At 70.8% G+C, this 18,981-nt stretch carries 15 protein-coding genes; all 15 read right to left on the bottom strand.

The annotated features are described in order from the left end of the window. Nucleotides 1-78: 78 nt before the first annotated feature. The 15 genes from JAO84_RS20320 to JAO84_RS20250 all read right to left on the bottom strand — a co-directional run bounded on the left by JAO84_RS20320 (nucleotide 79) and on the right by JAO84_RS20250 (nucleotide 18,980). A complete protein-coding gene (locus JAO84_RS20320) occupies nucleotides 79-3,837 on the bottom strand; it encodes an amino acid adenylation domain-containing protein (RefSeq protein ID WP_370414146.1) in 3,759 nt (1,252 codons plus the stop codon). A 69-nt stretch (nucleotides 3,838-3,906) separates the two neighbouring features. Next, nucleotides 3,907-4,602 (bottom strand): maleylpyruvate isomerase family mycothiol-dependent enzyme, encoded by a 696-nt coding sequence (locus JAO84_RS20315; RefSeq protein ID WP_370414145.1) that lies wholly within the window; start codon nucleotides 4,600-4,602, stop codon nucleotides 3,907-3,909. A 6-nt stretch (nucleotides 4,603-4,608) separates the two neighbouring features. Further along, complete coding sequence (gene ahcY, locus JAO84_RS20310) at nucleotides 4,609-6,006, bottom strand: adenosylhomocysteinase (RefSeq protein ID WP_370414144.1); 1,398 nt, start codon at nucleotides 6,004-6,006, stop codon at nucleotides 4,609-4,611. Then, a complete protein-coding gene (metF, locus tag JAO84_RS20305; RefSeq protein WP_370414143.1) occupies nucleotides 5,999-6,859 on the bottom strand; it encodes a methylenetetrahydrofolate reductase [NAD(P)H] in 861 nt (286 codons plus the stop codon). Before metF ends, ahcY begins: the two co-directional genes overlap by 8 nt. Continuing rightward, complete coding sequence (gene metH / locus JAO84_RS20300; protein ID WP_370414142.1) at nucleotides 6,856-10,311, bottom strand: methionine synthase; 3,456 nt, start codon at nucleotides 10,309-10,311, stop codon at nucleotides 6,856-6,858. Before metH ends, metF begins: the two co-directional genes overlap by 4 nt. Beyond that, complete coding sequence (locus tag JAO84_RS20295; RefSeq protein ID WP_370414141.1) at nucleotides 10,308-11,294, bottom strand: carbohydrate kinase family protein; 987 nt, start codon at nucleotides 11,292-11,294, stop codon at nucleotides 10,308-10,310. Before JAO84_RS20295 ends, metH begins: the two co-directional genes overlap by 4 nt. 16 nt (nucleotides 11,295-11,310) lie before the next feature. After that, a complete protein-coding gene (gene metK / locus JAO84_RS20290; protein ID WP_370414140.1) occupies nucleotides 11,311-12,519 on the bottom strand; it encodes a methionine adenosyltransferase in 1,209 nt (402 codons plus the stop codon). After that, the gene (locus JAO84_RS20285; protein WP_370414139.1) at nucleotides 12,516-12,761 is read right to left on the bottom strand and encodes a phosphopantetheine-binding protein; all 246 of its coding nucleotides are present in this window, start codon (nucleotides 12,759-12,761) and stop codon (nucleotides 12,516-12,518) included. Before JAO84_RS20285 ends, metK begins: the two co-directional genes overlap by 4 nt. A 25-nt stretch (nucleotides 12,762-12,786) precedes the next feature. Continuing rightward, nucleotides 12,787-13,248, bottom strand: coding sequence for a holo-ACP synthase (acpS, locus tag JAO84_RS20280; protein ID WP_370414138.1), 462 nt, complete (start codon nucleotides 13,246-13,248; stop codon nucleotides 12,787-12,789). A 1-nt stretch (nucleotide 13,249) separates the two neighbouring features. Continuing rightward, entirely contained in the window at nucleotides 13,250-14,182 is a 933-nt protein-coding gene (locus JAO84_RS20275) for a hypothetical protein (protein ID WP_370414137.1), read from the bottom strand. A gap of 33 nt (nucleotides 14,183-14,215) precedes the next feature. After that, nucleotides 14,216-15,106, bottom strand: a complete 891-nt coding sequence (locus JAO84_RS20270) for a diiron oxygenase (protein WP_265868951.1) — start codon at nucleotides 15,104-15,106, stop codon at nucleotides 14,216-14,218. A gap of 23 nt (nucleotides 15,107-15,129) precedes the next feature. Then, nucleotides 15,130-16,173, bottom strand: coding sequence for a class I SAM-dependent methyltransferase (locus tag JAO84_RS20265; protein ID WP_370414136.1), 1,044 nt, complete (start codon nucleotides 16,171-16,173; stop codon nucleotides 15,130-15,132). Continuing rightward, nucleotides 16,170-17,015 (bottom strand): class I SAM-dependent methyltransferase, encoded by an 846-nt coding sequence (locus JAO84_RS20260; protein WP_370414135.1) that lies wholly within the window; start codon nucleotides 17,013-17,015, stop codon nucleotides 16,170-16,172. The genes JAO84_RS20265 and JAO84_RS20260 overlap by 4 nt, the downstream gene beginning before the upstream one ends. Nucleotides 17,016-17,151: 136 nt before the next feature. Continuing rightward, on the bottom strand, nucleotides 17,152-17,697 hold the full coding sequence (locus JAO84_RS20255) for a MaoC family dehydratase (RefSeq protein ID WP_265868948.1): 546 nt from the start codon (nucleotides 17,695-17,697) through the stop codon (nucleotides 17,152-17,154). Between the two features lie 104 nt (nucleotides 17,698-17,801). Continuing rightward, the gene (locus JAO84_RS20250) at nucleotides 17,802-18,980 is read right to left on the bottom strand and encodes a PLP-dependent aspartate aminotransferase family protein (protein WP_370414134.1); all 1,179 of its coding nucleotides are present in this window, start codon (nucleotides 18,978-18,980) and stop codon (nucleotides 17,802-17,804) included. Nucleotide 18,981: the final 1 nt, after the last annotated feature.

Here is an 18,981-nt window from a genome sequence, read left to right as displayed (position 1 = left end):
ACCACCAGCACACCAGCCCGGCCCCCACCCCGCACGGCCACCACGGCCGAACGAACGACCCGGCCGCCTGCCTCTCCGCTACCTCCCCAGCCGGTAGCGGATCTTCTTCACCAGCTCCTTCAGCTCCGGCGCCCGCAGCAGCCCGTAGTGGTCCGCGTCCAGCTCCACCACCGTCGGCGGGCGCTCCGACCAGCCCGTCGCCCCCTCCAGGAAGGAGTAGTCGTCGCCGCGCGCCTTGAAGACGGTGACCGGGCAGGACACCGTCCGCTCCGTCAACTCGCGGAAGGTGTACGTGAATTCGAAGGTCTTCTCGACGATCGCGACGATCCGCCCGACCAGCTCCGGGTCAAGCGCCGGGAAGCTCTCCGCCACATGCTTCACGAACGACTCCGTGTCCGACACCGACGCCGGCACCTCCCCCAGCGCGCCCGCGAAGACCGACCACAGGATCTGGGTGAAGCCGGGGTTCGCGTACGAGGCGCCGCCCGCCGCCGACTCCGCCCGCACCTTCGGCGACCCCGGCGCGATCAGGAACAGGTGCTCCACCTGCTCCCCCGCCGCCTCCAGCCGGTGCGCCGCCTCGAAGGCGACGCGGGCGCCGAAGGAGTAGCCCCACAGGGTGTACGGGCCCGAGGGCTGGCGGCGCCGGATCGCGGCGACATCGGCCTCGGCCATCTCGCGGATGGTGGCGTACGGGCTCTCGCCCCGGTTGATGCCGTGCGCCTGCACCCCGTAGAAGGGGCGGTCGAGGCCGATCTCCTCCGCCAGGAAGCGCAGGTTCATGGTGTAGCCGCCGAGCCCGGGCCAGCAGTACACGGGCGACTGCGCGCCGGTCGCGTGCAGCCGTACGAGTCGGGAGGCGGGGGCCGCGGCGGCGCCGTCCACGCGGTGGGCGAGCTTCTCGATCGTCGGGCACTCGAAGAGGATCTGGAGCGGCAGCGTCGAGGCGCCGAACTCCTTGTTGATCCTGGTGATGAGCGCGACCGCGATCAGCGAGTTGCCGCCGGACTCGAAGAAGTCGTCCTGGACGGAGACCGCCTCGACCTCCTCGTACTTGAGCGCCGCCGCCCAGATCTCCGCGAGCCGCTGCTCGGTGCGCGTACGGGGCGGGACGTGCGGGCGGCCGTGCAGGCCCGCGTTGACGAGGGCGAGCTCGCCGAGCGCCTTGGTGTCGACCTTGCCGTTGGCGGACAGCGGCAGCCGGTCGAGGACGACGACCCGATTGGGGATCATGTAGTCGGGCAGCTGCCGGACCAGGTCGTCGCGGATCATCTCCGCGGGGCCCTTCATGTGGACGGTGTCCTCGTACATGCCCTCGTCGAGCCGCTGCTCCTCGCTCACCCGGCCGCCGACGAAGAAGTACGACGGCCCGGTCGGCCGGCCCGCCCCCGCCAGGACCTCGTCCATGCGGCGCGCGGCGGGCAGCGGGTGGCCGGACGTCGAGCTGTAGCCGGAGGACATGAACCCGAGGCCGTGGGCGCCGAGTTGGAGCCGCTGGAGGGCGCGGCCGAGGTCGATGTACGAGCGCCAGGCCTCGGCGCCCCGACCAGCCCGGCTGATGACCGTCACGCCGAGCGAAGCCCGCTCGTACACCGCCTGGTTGATCGCGATGACGTGCTTCTTCTCCACCTGCCCGTCGGCGATCCGTACCAACTCGCCGCCCTCGTACGCATACTGGCCCGCTTCCAGGTCAGCGATCCGGCCCGGGTGCGCCTGAACGTACAGATCCACCTCCGGTCCGCACGCCGACTCCCCGTCGTACGGGGTGAGTTCGAAGGTCGCCAGCTCGGTGCCCGCTCCGCCGCACACCGGGCGGATGTCCAGGCCGAGCGGCGGCAGGATCTCCTCGAAGAGGCCGACCATGTGGCCGGTCTCGATCTCCAGGACCTCGCGGATGTTGTTCTTGTAGACCGGCTCGATCGCCTCCCAGGTGCCGTGGAAGCCGAAGCGGACGAAGGCCTCCCCGTCACCCGACCCCGGCTCCATCGGATCCATCGGCTCCATCGGCTCCATCAGATGCAGCTGGTGGTGGACCGGGTGGTAGTAGTACGTGCCGGGCTCCAGGCCCGCGACGCCGCGCAGCTCCACGTACAGGCGGGTCGCGTAGAGCGCGCCCGGCGAGGCGTAGCCGTACTTCGGGAGCAGCCGCTCCTCGCTGTGGAACTGGCCGAACCAGCGCAGGATCTCGCCGAGGTCGGCGGCGGTGAGGGTGCCGAGGGCGCGGGAGCCGATGGCCTCGGGGCGGCGGCCGAGGGCGGTGAGGATGTCGGCGCGGGTGACCGGGCCGCCGTCGTAGAAGCGGTATGTCTTGCGGGCGAAGACGGTACGGCGCGTCCGCTCGCTCGCGGTGCGGCCGGGGAGCTCGACGACGGGGCGGCCGGCGAGGGCGGCGGCGTCGAGGGTGCCCGCGTTGGACAGCTGCGCCTTGACCTGGAGCTTGGACTCCTTGGACTGGTGGTGGGCGCCGTGGTTGCCCTGGTCCATCAGGGCGGCTTCCTTGGGGGACAGCTCGACGCAGGCGACCAGGTTCTGGAAGCCGGTGCGCGGCTCGTTCTTGACGATGACGGCGGCGTTCTTGACCCAGTCGTGGTCCTCGATGGCGAGGGCGACCTCGTCGAGTTCGACGCGGAAGCCACGCAGCTTGATCTGGTTGTCGGCGCGGCCGGCGAACTGCACGGTGCCGTCTTTGTTGAGGGTGGCCAGGTCGCCCGTACGGTAGAGGCGTTGGCCGTCCTTGCCGGTGACGAACTTCTCGGCGGTCAGCTCCGGCCGGTCCAGGTACCCCCGCGCCACCTGGACGCCGCCGATGCACAGCTCGCCGTCCCGTATGTGGAAGGCGGTCGCGTACGCCGGTCTGCCGATCGGTATCGCGGCCGGTCCGGCGGCGACCGTGGCGCGGTCGACGGTGTGCGAGGAGGCGTTGATGGTGCACTCGGTGGGGCCGTACAGGTTGACCAGGTCGGCGTCCGGCAGCTCGCCGAGCACCTGCACGGCGAGGTTCCGGGACAGGATCTCGCCGCCCGAGTAGACCCGGCGCAGGCTGGTGCAGGAGGCGAGGCGCTCGGTGTCGACGAGCGCCTGGAGGAGGGTCGGCACGCACTGCAGCATGGTGACGTCGTGCCGCCGCACGGTGTCGATCAGGCCCTCGGGGTCGCGGTAGACGCCGGGCGGGCCCATGGCGACGCGGGCGCCGACGGCCGGGGCGAGGATCTCCCACTGGGCGGCGTCGAAGCTCATCGGGGTCTTCTGGACGACGGTCTCGCCCGGGCCGAGATGATGCTCGGCGGCCATCCACTCCATCTGGGAGACGATCGAGCGGTGCTCGACCATCACGCCCTTGGGCTTGCCGGTGGAGCCGGAGGTGTAGATGACGTACGCGAGCTGCGACGGCTCCAACTCGGCGTCGATGATGGGCTGTTCGTCACCTGCGGTGCGCCAGGCGTACTGGACGGCGTCCTTGAGGGTGACGACGGCGGTGCCGGGCGGGGCGAGCTCGGCGACGCGGTCGCGGAAGGCCTCCTGGGTGAAGACGATCCGGGCGCCGCTGTCCTCGATCATGTAGCGCAGCCGCTCCTCCGGGTACTCCGGCGAGAGCGGCACATAGGCGCCACCGGACAGCACGACACCCCACGTGCCGATCACCAGTTCGAGCGACGGTTCGACGTGGACGCCGATCCGCTGGTCGGCGGTGACGCCGAGGGTGCGGAGGTACGTGGCGAGGACGGCGGCGCCCTCGTGGAGCTCGTGGAAGGAGAGGGTGTCGTCGCCGTAGACGACGGCGGTGGCGTCGGGCCGCGCGTCCGTCTGGGCGCGCAGAAGCCGGTCGAGCGTGGGCATACGGGTCCTCTTCTTTGGCGTGAGTGAAAGGGGCGGGCCCCGGTCCGTGGGGACCGGGGCCCGCCGCCCTCAGCGGTAGATGAGAAGTTCCTGCTCCGTCGCGCCCGTCAGTTCGTAGCGCGTCCTGACCAGCGGGCGTCCCGAGTAGATGCGGATCAAGGTGGCCGCGTCGCCGTGGAAGCGGGCCGGGGCCCGGCCCTCGACGGCGTTGCCGAGGTCGACCTCGCCGCCGCCCCGGTCCGCCAGGACGCCGACCAGACGCGGGGTCTCCCGCTTGCGGCTGGTGACGGAGAGCAGCGGCAGGGCCAGGTCCAGGGCCTCGCCGCAGTAGGCGCCGGGCTCGCCGAAGGCCTCCCGTACGTCCCCGGCGTGCACCCACTCGCCGAGCGCGACCGCGTCGAGCCGGCCGTCCGCCCGCTCGGCGATCACCGGGCCGGCCTCGGTGAAGCCGCGCTCCAGCTCGTCGAGGACCCGCCCGAGCGGCCAGTCCTCGCGCTCGGCCACGTCACAGGCGTTGGCCTCCGGCAGGAACACGCCCTCCTCGAGCCGCCCCTCGACGATCCTGACGAGCGCGGCCCCGCAGTGCGCGAGCACCTGCCGCGCGGTCCAGCCGGGGCAGGCGGTGCGGTTGGCGTACGCCTCCTCCGGCGTGCGCCGGAGCAGCGGCATCAACAGGTCCCGTTCCGTGGTCAGGAGCCGGTCCGGGAGCCATGGGTCACGTACGTCGACGTCGGTGCCGGTGTCGGTGTCGGTGTCGGTACACATACGGCCTCAGTAGCGGTAGTGGTCCGGCTTGTACGGGCCCTCCACCGGGACGCCGATGTACGACGCCTGCTCCGGGCGGAGGGTCGTGAGCCGCACGCCGAGGGCGTCGAGGTGGAGGCGGGCGACCTTCTCGTCCAGGTGCTTGGGGAGGGTGTACACGCCGATCGGGTAGTCGCCGGTCTTCGTGAACAGCTCGATCTGGGCCAGGGTCTGGTCGGCGAAGGAGTTCGACATCACGAAGGACGGGTGGCCGGTCGCGTTGCCGAGGTTGAGGAGGCGGCCCTCGGACAGGACGATGACGACCTTGCCGTCGGGGAAGGTCCAGGTGTGGACCTGGGGCTTGACCTCGTCCTTGACGATGCCGGGGGTGCGGGCGAGGCCGGCCATGTCGATCTCGTTGTCGAAGTGGCCGATGTTGCCGACGATCGCCTGGTGCTTCATGCGGGCGATGTCGGACGCCATGATGATGTCCTTGTTGCCCGTGGTCGTGATGAAGATGTCGGCCGTCTCCACGACGTCGTCCAGGGTCGCGACCTGGTAGCCGTCCATGGCGGCCTGGAGCGCGCAGATCGGGTCGATCTCGGTGACGATGACCCGGGCGCCCTGGCCGCGCAGGGACTCCGCCGAGCCCTTGCCGACATCCCCGTAACCGCAGACGACGGCCGTCTTGCCGCCGATGAGGACGTCGGTGGCCCGGTTGATGCCGTCGACGAGGGAGTGGCGGCAGCCGTACTTGTTGTCGAACTTCGACTTCGTCACGGCGTCGTTCACGTTGATGGCGGGGAAGAGCAGGGCGCCGTCGCGGTGCATCTCGTACAGGCGGTGCACACCCGTCGTGGTCTCCTCGGTCACGCCCCGGATGCCGGCGGCGATCGACGACCAGTCCAGGGTGGTGGTCTCCAGGAGGGCGCGTACGACCGCCAGCTCCTCGTTCGAGGCCTCCGGCAGGACTCCCGTCTTCTGGTACTCCACACCCTTGTGGACGAGCAGCGTCGCGTCGCCGCCGTCGTCCAGGATCATGTTGGGGCCGCCCTGCGGGCCCGGCCAGGTCAGCGCCTGCTCGGTGCACCACCAGTACTCCTCCAGGGTCTCGCCCTTCCAGGCGAAGACCGGGATGCCGGCGGCCGCGATGGCCGCGGCGGCGTGGTCCTGGGTCGAGTAGATGTTGCAGGAGACCCAGCGGACCTCGGCGCCGAGCGCGACCAGCGTCTCGATGAGGACAGCCGTCTGCACGGTCATGTGGAGGGAGCCGGTGATGCGGGCGCCGGCCAGCGGCTGGGCGGCCGCGTACTCGCGGCGGATCGCCATCAGACCCGGCATCTCGTGCTCGGCGAGGGTGATCTCCTTGCGGCCGAACTCCGCGAGCGAGAGGTCAGCGACCTTGAAATCAGTGAACTCAGACACGTGCGAAGCTCCTTGAGGCTTGGATCGATCGGTGGATTTCGAGGGCCGCGGTGCTCTTGTTGAGCGTGATGTAGTGCAGGCCGGGCGCACCCTCGTCGAGCAGCCGCAGGCCCATCGCCGTCGCGTGCTCCACGCCGATCCGGTACGCGGCGGCCGGGTCGTCCTTCGCCGCCTCCAGGCGGTGCGCCAGGTCCTCGGGGAAAGCGGCGTTCGACAGCTCGGCGAAGCGGCGGATCTGCCGTACGTCGGTGGCGGGCATGATCTCCGGGATGATCGGGGTCTCGCAGCCGGCCGCCGCGACCCGGTCACGGAACCGCAGATAGTCCTCCGGGTCGAAGAACATCTGCGTGATCGCGTAGTCCGCGCCCGCCCGGCACTTGGCGACGAAGTGCCGGATGTCGCTCGCGGCGTCCGGCGAGCGCGGATGCCCCTCGGGGAAGGCCGCCACGCCGATCCGGAACTCCCCCAACGCCCGTACGAGCTCGACGAGTTCGTACGCGTGGGTGAAGCCGTCCGGGTGCGGCGTCCACTCCCCGCGCGGGTCGCCCGGAGGGTCGCCGCGCAGGACGAGGACGTCCCGGACGCCGGCGTCCGCATAGGCGCCGATGATGGCGCGCAGCTCGGCCACCGAGTGCCCGACCGCCGTCAGGTGGGCGACGGGCCGCAGGGTGGTCTCGGCGGCGATGCGCTGGGTGACGTCGATGGTGCGGTCGCGGGAGGAGCCGCCGGCGCCGTACGTCACGGAGACGAAGTCCGGGGCGAGCGCCTCCACCCGCCGGATGGCCTCCCACAGCGTCCGCTCGCCCTTGTCGGTCTTCGGCGGGAAGAACTCGAAGGAGTACGTGGGGGTCACCTGCGGCCTCCCGCGTTGAAGTAGCTCGCCTCCGGGTGGTGGACGACGATCGCGTCCGTGGACTGCTCGGGGTGCAGCTGGAACTCCTCCGACAGCACGACCCCGATCCGCTCCGGCCGGAGCAGTTCGGCGATCTTCGCCCGGTCCTCCAGATCGGGGCAGGCGGGATAGCCGAGGGAGTAGCGGCAGCCCTGGTACTCGGTGCGCAGCATGCCGCCCAGGCCGGCGGGGTCGGCACCGCCGATGCCCCAGTCGGCACGCACCCGCGCGTGCCAGTACTCGGCAAGGGCTTCCGCCAACTGGACGCTGAGGCCGTGCAGTTCGAGGTAGTCACGGTAGGCGTCGGCAGCGAACAGCTTCGCCGTCTCCTCGCCGATCCTCGACCCGACCGTGACGACCTGGAAGGCGACCGCGTCCACCTCGCCCGAGTCCGCGGCACGGTGGAAGTCGGCCAGGCAGAGCCGCCGGCCGCGCTCCTGGCGCGGGAAGGTGAAGCGGGTGCGCTCGCTGCCGTCCTCGTCCAGGACGATCAGGTCGTCGCCTTTGGACACGCACGGGAACCAGCCGTGGACGACGGCCGCCTCGACCAGGTTCTCGCGCTCGATCCGGTCGAGCAGCGCGCGCAGCCGCGGCCGGCCCTCCGTCTCGACGGTCGCGGCGTCCTTCAGTCCCCACTGGCCTTTGAAAAGGGCGGTCTCGTCGAGCCAGGGGGCGTACTCGGCGAGCGGGATGCCGGTGGTGACCTTCGTCCCGAGGAAGGGGGGCTCGGGTACGGGGTTGTCGGCGGCGACGTCGGAACGGCCGCCGGGCTCCGGCTCGCGCACGTCCAGGACGGGCGTCTCGCGCTTCGGTACGCGCCGCTGCTTCAGCGGCGGCAGTACGGCTCCGGGGACGCCCCGCTTGACGCCCATCAGCGCGTCCATCAGGCGCAGGCCCTCGAAGGCGTCACGGGCGTAACGGACCTCGCCGTCATACAGCTCGTGGAGGTCCTGCTCGACATACGCCCTGGTCAGCGCCGCGCCACCCAGAATCACCGGGAAGCGGTCGGCCAGGCCGCGGCCGTTCAGCTCCTCCAGGTTCTCCTTCATGATCACGGTCGACTTCACCAACAAGCCCGACATCCCGATCACATCGGCCCGGTGCTCCTCGGCCGCCTCCAGGATCGCCGACACCGGCTGCTTGATCCCGATGTTGACCACGTTGTAGCCGTTGTTCGACAGGATGATGTCGACGAGATTCTTTCCGATGTCATGGACGTCACCGCGGACGGTCGCGAGGACGATCGTGCCCTTGCCTTCCGCGTCGGACTTCTCCATGTGCGGCTCCAGATAGGCCACCGCCGTCTTCATCACCTCGGCCGACTGCAGCACGAACGGCAACTGCATCTGCCCCGAGCCGAACAGCTCCCCGACGGTCTTCATGCCGTCGAGCAGCACCTCGTTGACGATCTCCAACGCCGGCCGTCCGGCCAGCGCCGCGTCCAGATCCGCCTCCAGGCCGTTCTTCTCGCCGTCGACGATCCGGCGCTTCAGCCGCTCCTCCAGCGGAAGCGCGAGCAGCTCCTCCGCCTTCCCGGCCTTCAGGGACTTCGCCGTCGCGCCCTCGAACAGCTCAAGCAACCTCTGCAGCGGGTCATAGCCCTCCCGCCGCCGGTCGTAGATGAGATCGAGCGCGACCTCGACCTGCTCCGGCTCCAGGCGCGCGATCGGCAGGATCTTCGACGCGTGCACGATCGCCGAGTCCAGGCCCGCCTTCACGCACTCGTCCAGGAAGACGGAGTTGAGGACGATCCGCGCGGCCGGGTTCAGACCGAAGGAGATATTGGAGAGCCCCAGCGTCGTCTGCACATCCGGATGCCGGCGCTTCAGCTCACGGATCGCCTCGATCGTGGCGATGCCGTCGCCCCGGGACTCCTCCTGGCCCGTGCAGATCGTGAAGGTGAGGGTGTCGATCAGGATGTCGGACTCCCTGATCCCCCAGTTCCCCGTCAGGTCCTCGATGAGTCGCTCCGCGATCGCGACCTTGTCCTCGACCGTCCGGGCCTGGCCCTTCTCGTCGATCGTCAGGGCCATCAGCGCCGCACCGTGCTCCCGCGCCAACGCCGTGACCTGCGCGAACCGCGACTCGGGCCCGTCACCGTCCTCGTAATTGACCGAGTTGAGCACCGCCCGGCCGCCCAGCTTCTCCAGACCGGCCCGCAGCACCCCCACCTCGGTGGAGTCGAGCACGATCGGCAGCGTGGAGGCCGTCGCGAACCGCCCTGCCAGCTCCGCCATGTCGGCGGCGCCGTCCCGGCCCACGTAGTCCACGCACAGGTCGAGCATGTGCGCGCCCTCGCGGATCTGGTCCCGGGCCATCTCGACGCAGTCGTCCCAGCGGCCCTCCAGCATGGCCTCGCGGAACTTCTTCGAGCCGTTGGCGTTCGTCCGCTCACCGATCGCCAGGTACGAGGTGTCCTGGCGGAACGGCACATGGCTGTAGAGCGACGAGGCCCCCGGTTCGACGACCGGCGTGCGGTCCGCCACGGCCGCGCCCCGCACCCGCTCCACGATCGCCCGCAGGTGCTCGGGCGTCGTACCGCAGCAGCAGCCCACCAGGGCCGGGCCGTAGTCCCGTACGAACGCCTCCTGGGCATCGGCCAGTTCGACCGGCGACAGCGGATAGTGGGCGCCGTCCGAGGTGAGGACCGGCAGGCCGGCGTTCGGCATCACGGAGACCGGGATACGGGCGTGCCGGGACAGGTGGCGCAGGTGCTCGGCCATCTCGGCGGGGCCGGTGGCGCAGTTGAGGCCGATCATGTCGATGCCCAGCGGCTCAAGCGCTGTCAGGGCGGCGCCGATCTCCGAGCCGAGCAGCATCGTGCCCGTCGTCTCCACCGTCACCTGCACGATCAGCGGCAGGTCCAGGCCGGCGGCATCGAGCGCCCGCCGTGCGCCGATAACGGCCGCCTTCGTCTGCAGCAGGTCCTGCGAGGTCTCGACGAGCAGCGCGTCCGCGCCGCCCGCGAGCAGCCCCTCGGCGTTCTGCCGGTACGCGTCGCGCAGCGGCTCGTACGTGACGTGGCCGAGGGTCGGCAGTTTCGTGCCCGGGCCCATCGAGCCGAGCACCCAGCGCGGGCGCCCGTCGGCCGCCGTGTGCCGGTCGGCGGCCTCGCGCGCGATCCGCGCGCCCGCCTCCGACAGCTCGTACACGCGCTGCTCGATGCCGTACTCGGCGAGCGCCGCCAGGTTCGCGCCGAAGGTGTTGGTCTCGACGCAGTCGACGCCGACCGAGAAGTAGGCGTCGTGGACCGACCGTACGATGTCCGGCCTGGTCACGTTCAGGATCTCGTTGCAGCCCTCCAACTGCTGGAAGTCGTCCATCGACGGGTCGGCGGCCTGGAGCATGGTGCCCATCGCCCCGTCGGCGACGACGACCCGCCTCGCGAACTCCTCACGAAGGGACGGCTTCATGCCAGCCCCCTCAGATGGGTGACGAGCGTCGCCGTGCAGCCGACGCCGTACGTCGTGCGGATCCGGTCCAGGAGGGTGTCCCGGTGCAGCCGGTACTCCTGCGTCCCCACATAGTCGAGGACGGTCGCGGCGACCGCGCAGCCCAGCTGGGCCGCGCACCGCTCGGGCACACCCCACAGCGTTCCGGCGAGGAAGCCGGCCCGGAAGGCGTCGCCGACGCCCGTCGGGTCGACCACGCCCGCGACCGCGGGCACCGCCGGCACGGCGAGCGGGGACCGGCCCTCGCCCCGTACCCGTACACCGGCCTCGCCGTGGGTGGTGACCCACGTCCCGACCCGGGCCAGGACCTCCGCCTCGCTCCAGCCGGTCTTCTCCGACAGCAGGGCGGTCTCGTACTCGTTGGTGAACAGGAACCGCGCCCCGTCCACCAGTTCCCGCACCTGGCCGCCGTCGAGCCGGGCCAGCTGCTGCGACGGGTCGGCGGCGAAGGGCACGCCGAGCTCACGGCACGTACGGGCGTGCCGCAGCATCGCCTCTGGGTCGTCCGGGGAGACGAGCACCAGGTCGAGCCGCCCGGTGCGGGCGAGGACGTCCCGCAGGTCGATCTCGCGGGCCTCGGCCATCGCCCCGGCGTAGAAGGTGGCGATCTGGTTCTGCGCCCGGTCGGTGGTACAGACGAATCTGGCGGTGTGGAGCGACTCGCTGACGCGCACCGAGTCAGTGTCCACACCGTGGCCCTTCAGCCAGATCCGGTACGGCTCGAAGTCGGCGCCGACCGCGCCCACGAGGACCGGGCGCAGGCCGAGCACGCCGAGTCCGAAGGCGATGTTCGCTGCCACTCCGCCGCGCCTGACCTCCAGGTTGTCGGCGAGGAACGACAGGGAGACCTTGTCGAGCCGGTCGGCGATCAGCTGCTCGCTGAACCAGCCGGGGAAGGTCATCAGATGGTCGGTCGCGATGGATCCGGTGACAGCGATACGCATCTCTTCGCAGCTCCCCTCAGATCCCCGCCGCGCGCTTCAGCGCGTCCACTCGGTCGGTGCGCTCCCAGGTGAACTCCGGCAGCTCACGGCCGAAGTGCCCGTACGTCGCCGTGGCCGCGTAGATGGGGCGCTTCAGGTCGAGGTCGCGGATGATCGCGGCCGGGCGCAGGTCGAAGACCTCGCTGACGGCCTCCTGGATCCGCTCGTCGGGCAGCGCGCCCGTGCCGAAGGTCTCGACGAAGAGACCGACGGGCTCGGCCTTGCCGATGGCGTACGCGACCTGCACCTCGCAGCGCTTCGCGAGCCCGGCCGCGACGACGTTCTTGGCCACCCAGCGCATCGCGTACGCGGCGCTGCGGTCGACCTTCGACGGGTCCTTGCCGGAGAAGGCGCCGCCGCCGTGCCGGGCCATGCCGCCGTACGTGTCGATGATGATCTTCCGGCCGGTGAGGCCGGCGTCGCCCATCGGGCCGCCGATCTCGAAGCGCCCGGTCGGGTTGACCAGGAGCCGGTAGCCGTCGGACTCCAGGCTCACGCCCTCCTCGGCCAGCTGCTTCAGGACGTGCTCGACGACGTGCTCGCGCACGTCCGGGGCGAGCAGGCCCTCGACGGATATGTCGGCGGCGTGCTGGGAGGACACGACCACCGTGTCGAGGCGGACCGGCCGGTCGCCGTCGTACTCGATGGTGACCTGCGTCTTGCCGTCGGGACGGAGGTACGGCACGGTGCCGTCCTTCCGGACCTCGGTCAGGCGGCGCGACAGGCGGTGCGCGAGCGCGATCGGCAGCGGCATGAGCTCGGCGGTGTCGGCGCAGGCGTAGCCGAACATCAGGCCCTGGTCGCCGGCGCCCTGGGCCGCCAGCTCGTCGCCCTCGCCCTCCACGCGGGACTCGTACGCCGTGTCGACGCCCTGCGCGATGTCCGGGGACTGCGCGCCGATGGACACGGACACGCCGCACGACGCCCCGTCGAAGCCCTTGGCGGAGGAGTCGTAACCGATGTCGAGGACCGCGTCGCGCACCAGCTGGGCCATCGGCGCGTACGCGGAGGTGGTGACCTCGCCGGCGATGTGCACCTGGCCGGTGGTGATCAGGGTCTCGACGGCGACCCGGGAGTGCGGGTCCTGGGCGAGGAGCGCGTCCAGGATCGTGTCGCTGATCCGGTCCGCGATCTTGTCGGGGTGGCCCTCGGTGACGGACTCCGAGGTGAACAGGCGGCGGCTCATGCCTCCACCGCCGTCTTGAAGAAGTGCTCCTCGATGGCGGCGAGGGTCCGGATGGAGTCGACCTCCAGGGTCTCCATCTGGATGCTGGTGCCGCTCTCCTGCTCCAGCAGGAAGACGAACTCGACGAAGGACAGCGAGTCGATGAGCCGGTTCTCGATCAGGTCGAGGTCGGGGGCGATGTCCTCGCGCTCCGGGTGCCGCTCGAGGATCCAGCTCTTCACCGTCTGCAGGCCGTCGGCCATGATGCTTCTCCTTCTGATCACGTAATTAGCTGCTGGTTACGTAAGGGGTGGTGGCGGAGGGAGGGGTGGGGGCGATGATCGGCGCGGCGACCGCGACCGCGTAGTCCACGTCGTGGCTGATGGACACGGTGATCTCGGAGATGCCGGACTCCTGGGCCATCCCGGCCGCGGGTCCGCGCAGCTCCACCAGCGGCCAGCCGCCTTCGGAGCGGCGCACGACGATGTCCGTCCAGGGCAGGAACCTGCCCCTGACGCGTAACGTCTTGAAGGCCGCTTCCTTGGCCGCGATCCGGCCGCACAGGCTCAGGATGTCGAGCCCGCCGGCCGTGCGGCAGTCGTCGAGTTCGCCGGGGGTGAGCATCCGCTCGAAGAACTTCTCCCCGTACTGCGTGAGGAGTCTGCGGACACGGTTGACGGACACGATGTCCATGCCGAGGTTCGCCCAGCCCAGGCCGCCCGCCGGCGGGGCCACGGGACGGGCCGGCACGTCAGATCACCGGCCCGGCCGCGAGACTCGCATCGGTGCGCATGCGGGCGTCCGCGTCCGTACGCATGCGGGCGTTCGCTTCGAGGACCGCCTCGGTCGCCGCCGCCCAGCTGCCGTGCCGGCGGGTCAGCGCCGACAGCCAGCGTTCCAGGCCGAAGGCGACGCAGCTGGTGAAGGCGGGCCCGCCGGAGGACTCCAGGGTGATGTCGCAGCGGTCGCCGAAGAAGTTCCGGTGCGTGTTGACCGAGGCGATCGCCAGGTCCTCGTACAGGAACTCGTGCTTCACCGGCGTGAGCCGCTGCAGCAGTGCCTTGGAGCCGCCCTTGTCGAAGAACGGGTCGCAGGCGGCCTCCTTGCGCAGCGGCAGGTCGAGCGCCGCGGCGAACTCCTGAATCCGGGCGGTGAAGTCCGCGAGGTGCTGCTCGGCGTGCTCGCGCCCGCCGATGGCCACGATCTCCCGCATGCGGAAGCCGAGTTGGCGCCGCATCCCCTCGTAGTGGGTCTCCTTGCGGAAGCACCAGGAGCAGATCGTGACGAGGGTGTCGTCGGCGACCTGAGTGCCCTGGTGGGTCAGATAGACGGCGTAGCAGGACGCCGAGGGCAGTCCGAGCGCGGCCGGTTCGAGCGCGGCGGTCGGAAAGCAGCCGGTGTCGGTGTGGAAGGGCTCGGTCGCGCGGCGCTCCAGGTCGAGCGGGGCGGCGACGACGGCCTGGTGGGGGAAGTTGTCGTAGTAGTCGAGCCGGGCCAGGTCGGCGGCCGGCAGCAGCGGGGGCATGGTCATCGGGCGGGCGCCCGCGGCCACTCCCCAGCCCTCGAAGGTGTCGTCGAGGAGGCGCAGCAGCCGCGTCCCCTCGGGGCCGAGCACGGGAAGTCCCCGTGTCGCGCCCTTGGTCTCCCCGACGCATCGCTGCGTCCCGGGGGTCGTCACGGTCATGATCTCTTCACCTCTCGGGGCGGGTCCCGGTGTTCAGAGGACCGGCAGGGTGTCGTCGGAGAAGATCCCGATCTTCTGGAAGAAGGACAGCGGCTTGCGGATGGCCTTGCGCTCGTGGGCGCGGCGGCGTTCGTCGGCGATCAGCGAGTTGCGCAGGCCGAGCGGGTCGGCGATGCCGGCGTCGCGGTACACGTGGGGGTTGTAGAGGGAGTTGATGCTGTAGACGACGTACCGCTTGAGGTACGCCTCGACCTCGCGGACCCGGTCGGCGCTGACCGCCTGGCACATGCGGGTGTAGAGGAGGGAGACGAGCTCGCGGCCGAAGGCGATGTGGCGGGACTCGTCCTGGTGGTGGATGCGGTTGACCTCGCGGATGGTGTGGCAGAGCGAAGTGTCCTTGGCCATCCGGGAGTTGAAGTGGTCGACCAGCTCCTCGAAGAACAGGATGCGGGTGAAGACCAGGAAGTTCTCGATCTCGGGTTCCCAGGCGGAGTCGGCGCTCATGGCGGCGGAGCCGTAGATCTTGTTGCCGTAGCGCCGGCAGAACTCGGAGAAGAACCACATGTGTTCGTTCTCCTCGCCGATGAAGTGGTGGAAGAAGTCCGAGGGGACCTCGAATCCGGGCATGTGGATGCGGCCGACGACCTCGATGAGGAGTTCGCGGATGCCGTGCACATTGAGGCTGTAGAAGTTGACGGACTCCCACTTCGACAGGCGCTGAATGGTTTCCTCACCGAGCGTGTCGTAGTGCTCGGTGCCGTAGACGCTGAGCAGTTCCGGCGTCATCCACAGCGTGTTCTCCTCCAGCGTCTCGGGCCACTGGAAGGTCTGGTACGGGTTGTAGTAGTCCTCGACGGAACGCTCGCTGAGGCGGGCGAGGACTTCCATGAACCGGTCGGTGACGGGCAGGGCGGCGGTGGCCATCGTGCGATCCCTTCGAAGTGGGGTTACGGCCGGACTTCGTAGACCGCGTTGACCGGGGTCTCGGTGGCGCGGCGCCAGCGGGTGAAGCCGGCCTCCTCGGCGATGGCACGGAAGGCCTTCTCGCCGGAGTGGTTGCCGAGCGCGTGCGGGCCGCGCTGGGCGACCGCGACGGGCAGGCACATCACGGCGGACAGGGCCATGAACATGCGGGCGGCGGGGGTCTGGGTGTCGATGTCGGCGGGCGAGACGTTCGACTCGACGAGCATCCACGTCCCGTCGGCGTCCAGCGACTTGTGCACGTGCTGGGCGGCGGCGACCGGGTCGCCCATGTCGTGCAGGGCGTTGAAGAAGCAGACGAGGTCGTAGCCGGAGCCCGGGTAGTCGTCGGCGGAGGCGACGTCGAAGACGACCCGGTCGGACAGGCCGGCCTCCTCGGCGAGCTGCCGCGCGATGGAGATGGCCTCCTCGGAGTAGTCGAAGCCGTGGACGGTGGCGTTCGGGAAGGCCTTCGCGATGAGCAGGGTGGTGTGGCCGACGCCGCAGCCGACGTCGGCGACGGTGCCGCCGGCGCCGAGCTTGTCGGTGACCTCGTGCAGCGCGGGCAGCCAGTCCGGGACGAGCTTGTGCTCGTACGTCGGCTGGAAGAAGGAGCCCATGCCGGTGTCGAGCGCCGCGTCGTGCTCGGCCCAGCCGACGCCGTCGCCGGTCCTGTACGCCTCGACGAGCAGGTCCTCGGTGGCGTACAGCGCCTTCAGGGCGGTGAAGAAGCCGGCGGCGTACGTGACGGCGGTCGGGTCGGCGAGCACCTCGACGTGGTCGGCGGGCAGGGTGTACGTGAGCGAGCTCGGGTGCCGCTCCACGTACCCGGCGGAGAGCTGGGCGTGCAGCCACTCCTCGATGTAGCGCGGATTGGTGCCGGTGCGCTCGGCGAGCTGCTCGGCGGTGAGGGGGCCTTCGGTGGCCAGGGCCTTGTAGAGGCCGAGGCGCTCGCCGAGGGCGACGGTCAGTCCGCGTACGGCCGCGCCGGCGTCGGTGATGACCTTCTGGTGGAAGTCGTGGGCGCTCATGCGGCCGCCTCCTGCGTGCTGCTCGAAGGGAGGTCACAGGTGAAGAGGAAGGAACGGGGGACGCGCGGGACGGAGCGGGCCGGCACCGGGTAGGGCCAGCGGTCGAAGTCGGCGCCGGGCTCGCCCGGCTGCTTGACCTCGCGCACCGCCCAGCCGCAGGCGTCGAGCAGCGCCTCGGGCTCCTCGGTGCCGAAGAGCCACGGGTTGCCGTCCTCCGCCAGGGCGTTCATGAAGGAGCGGGCGAGCGGGTTCTCCAGGGCGGCCTTGGAGATGACGTCGCCGAGCAGCACGGAGCCGGGGGCGGCGTGCGCGGCGAGCAGCGAGATGAGGGTGCGGACGGCCTGCTCGGGCAGGAAGAACAGCAGTCCCTCGACGACCCAGAGGACGGGCTCCTCGCTCTTCCAGCCGGCCTCCTTCAGCGGTCCCGTCCAGTCCTGGGTGAGGTCGACCGGGACGGTGATCCGGGTACGGCCGGCCGGCGCGGGCTCCTCGGCCAGCATCTCGGCCTTGGCCTCGAGCAGCGCCGGGCGGTCGAGCTCGTAGACGGTGACGCCGTCGGGCCAGGGCAGCCGGAAGAAGCGGGTGTCCATGCCGGCGGCGAGGAAGACGACCTGCTTGATGCCGCGCTCCTCGACCGTCCTGACGATCTGGCGGTCCAGGTAGGTGGTGCGGATGGCGAGGAACGGCACGGTGCCGCCGCCGGCGTAGCGCTCGAGCAGTTCGAAGCCGATCTGGTCGGCGACGGTGCGCGCGTAGGGATCGGCGAACAGCCGGTCCTCGCGCTCGGTCTCCAGGGCGCGCGCGGCGGCGGTCCACTGGGCGGTGCGGGATACGGCCTCCACGGGAGGTCTCCCTTCACTGGTGGATTCAGGGGTGTTTCAGAGTGGTTCAGGGTGGTTCAGGGTCGTTTCGCAGGTGGGGGGTGTTCGGACGGCCGTGTTCGGGGCCGGCTCCGACGGAGGACGGTCCGTCGGCGCCTCAGGCGCTCATGGCCGCTGCGGGCGCGCTCTTCCTCGTACCGCCGCAGCACCCGGCGGGGTCCGCGGCCGCGGGCATCGACGACAGATGACCGGCCTCGGACCCGGCGGGACGGCGCCGGAAGATGCTGTGCAGGATCATGCTGAACACGGCCGTCCCGTCGGCGGCCACCAGCGTGCAGCGCGGCTTGACGGTGCCGCTGGTGGGGTTGAACGGCGACGGGGTCGCGCCGAGGATCTCGACGCGCGCCGTGAGGACGTCGCCGGGGCGTACGGGACGCAGATAGCGGACCTCGTCGATGCCGGGCGAGCCCATGCAGGCGCTGTAGGCGAGCAGCCCGTCGACGTAGCGGCGCATGAACATCGCCTGCGTGTGGAAGCCGCTGGCGATCAGCCCGCCGAACTGCGATTCCTCGGCGAGCTCGGGGTCCGTGTGGAAGGGCTGCGGGTCGAAGCGCTTGCCGAACTCCAGCACCTCCTCCGCCGTGACGGTGACGGTGCCCAGCTCGTGGACGTCGCCGGGCCGGAAGTCCTCGAAGTAGCGCATCTCGCGCCCTCCTTGACCTAGGAGTGGTCGTTTCCTGGCATCACCCAATCTACGAATCGCTCATTTATTTTGTCAACCCAAAAGAAGCTTCGATCCTCGGGGAATCACCCCCAGTCGAGGGCCTGTTGGATGTCCGCCCACAGGTCCTCGACGTCCTCGATGCCGACCGACATCCGCACGAGCCCCGGCGCGATCCCGGCGGCCGCCAGCGCCTCGGCGTCCAGCTCGCGGTGGGAGGTGGACGCGGGGTGGGTGACCAGCGATTCCACGCCGCCGAGGGAGAGCGCGAGCTTCGCGACCCGTACGCCCTCGATGAAGGCCCGGCCGGCCTCCCGCCCGCCCGCGAGCTCGAAGGACAGCAGACCGCCGCCCCCGCCCGCGAGGACCTTGCGGGCGGTGGCGTACGAGGGATGGCCGGCCAGCCACGGGTAGTGCACGGCCGTGACGTCGGGGCGGGCGGCGAGCCGTTCGGCGAGCGCGGCGGCGCCCGCGCAGTGCGCGCGCATCCGCAGCGGGAGGGTCGGTATCCCGCGCAGGGTCAGCCAGGCGGCGAACGGGTCCGCGCACGCGCCGAGTTCGACCGTGCGCGGCCAGACGGCGCGGCGCAGCGCGTCGTCGGCGAAGACGGCGGCGCCACCGAGGACGTCGGAGTGGCCGGAGAGGTACTTGGTGGTGGAGTGCACGACCACGTCCGCGCCCAGCTCCAGCGGCCGGCACAGGACGGGCGAGGCGAGGGAGTTGTCGACGACGCTCGTCACCCCGGTCCGGCGGGCGGCGGCGAGCAGCCCGGGCAGCTCGGGCACCTGCCCGGTGGGGTTGGCGATCGTCTCCAGGACGAGCAGCCGGGTCGCCGGGTGCTGCGCCGCCGCCTCGAATTCGGCGACGTCATCACCGGAGATGTACGTGACGTGGATGCCGTAGCGGGCGGCCAGGTCGGACAGGACGGCGTACGTCCCCCCGTACAGGCAGCGCTGCGCCACCACCCGGTCCCCGGGCTTGAGCAGCGCGAGCAGCACCCCGCTGATGGCGCCCATCCCGGACGCGAAGGCGATGGCCCCGGCGCCCCCTTCGAGCCCGGCGAGGGTCTGCTCCAGGGCCCGTACGGTCGGATTGCCGCGCCGGCTGTAGACGTACCGCCCGTCGGGTCCGGCCATGGCCTCGGCGAGCTCGTCGGCGGAGGAGAAGGCGAAGGCGGAGGACTGGACGAGGGGCACGGAGAGCGGCCAACTGCCCTCCTGGAACGCTTCGTTGAAGACGTGCACGGCACGGGTGTCGAGTTCCACG

This window comes from Streptomyces fradiae (assembly GCF_041270065.1).
Lineage (GTDB): Bacteria > Actinomycetota > Actinomycetes > Streptomycetales > Streptomycetaceae > Streptomyces.
Note: the sequence above shows the minus strand (reverse complement) of the source record. Positions and strands in the feature narration are given on the sequence as shown.

What these genes read in the sequence shown, in the direction of transcription:
- JAO84_RS20320 (WP_370414146.1), bottom strand. Translation starts at nt 3,837, where the DNA reads ATGCCCACGCTCGACCGGCTTCTGCGCGCCCAGACGGACGCGCGGCCC.
- JAO84_RS20315 (WP_370414145.1), bottom strand. Translation starts at nt 4,602, where the DNA reads ATGTGTACCGACACCGACACCGACACCGGCACCGACGTCGACGTACGT.
- metH (WP_370414142.1), bottom strand. Translation starts at nt 10,311, where the DNA reads ATGAAGCCGTCCCTTCGTGAGGAGTTCGCGAGGCGGGTCGTCGTCGCC.
- JAO84_RS20295 (WP_370414141.1), bottom strand. Translation starts at nt 11,294, where the DNA reads ATGCGTATCGCTGTCACCGGATCCATCGCGACCGACCATCTGATGACC.
- metK (WP_370414140.1), bottom strand. Translation starts at nt 12,519, where the DNA reads ATGAGCCGCCGCCTGTTCACCTCGGAGTCCGTCACCGAGGGCCACCCC.
- JAO84_RS20285 (WP_370414139.1), bottom strand. Translation starts at nt 12,761, where the DNA reads ATGGCCGACGGCCTGCAGACGGTGAAGAGCTGGATCCTCGAGCGGCAC.
- JAO84_RS20275 (WP_370414137.1), bottom strand. Translation starts at nt 14,182, where the DNA reads ATGACCGTGACGACCCCCGGGACGCAGCGATGCGTCGGGGAGACCAAG.
- JAO84_RS20270 (WP_265868951.1), bottom strand. Translation starts at nt 15,106, where the DNA reads ATGGCCACCGCCGCCCTGCCCGTCACCGACCGGTTCATGGAAGTCCTC.
- JAO84_RS20265 (WP_370414136.1), bottom strand. Translation starts at nt 16,173, where the DNA reads ATGAGCGCCCACGACTTCCACCAGAAGGTCATCACCGACGCCGGCGCG.
- JAO84_RS20255 (WP_265868948.1), bottom strand. Translation starts at nt 17,697, where the DNA reads ATGCGCTACTTCGAGGACTTCCGGCCCGGCGACGTCCACGAGCTGGGC.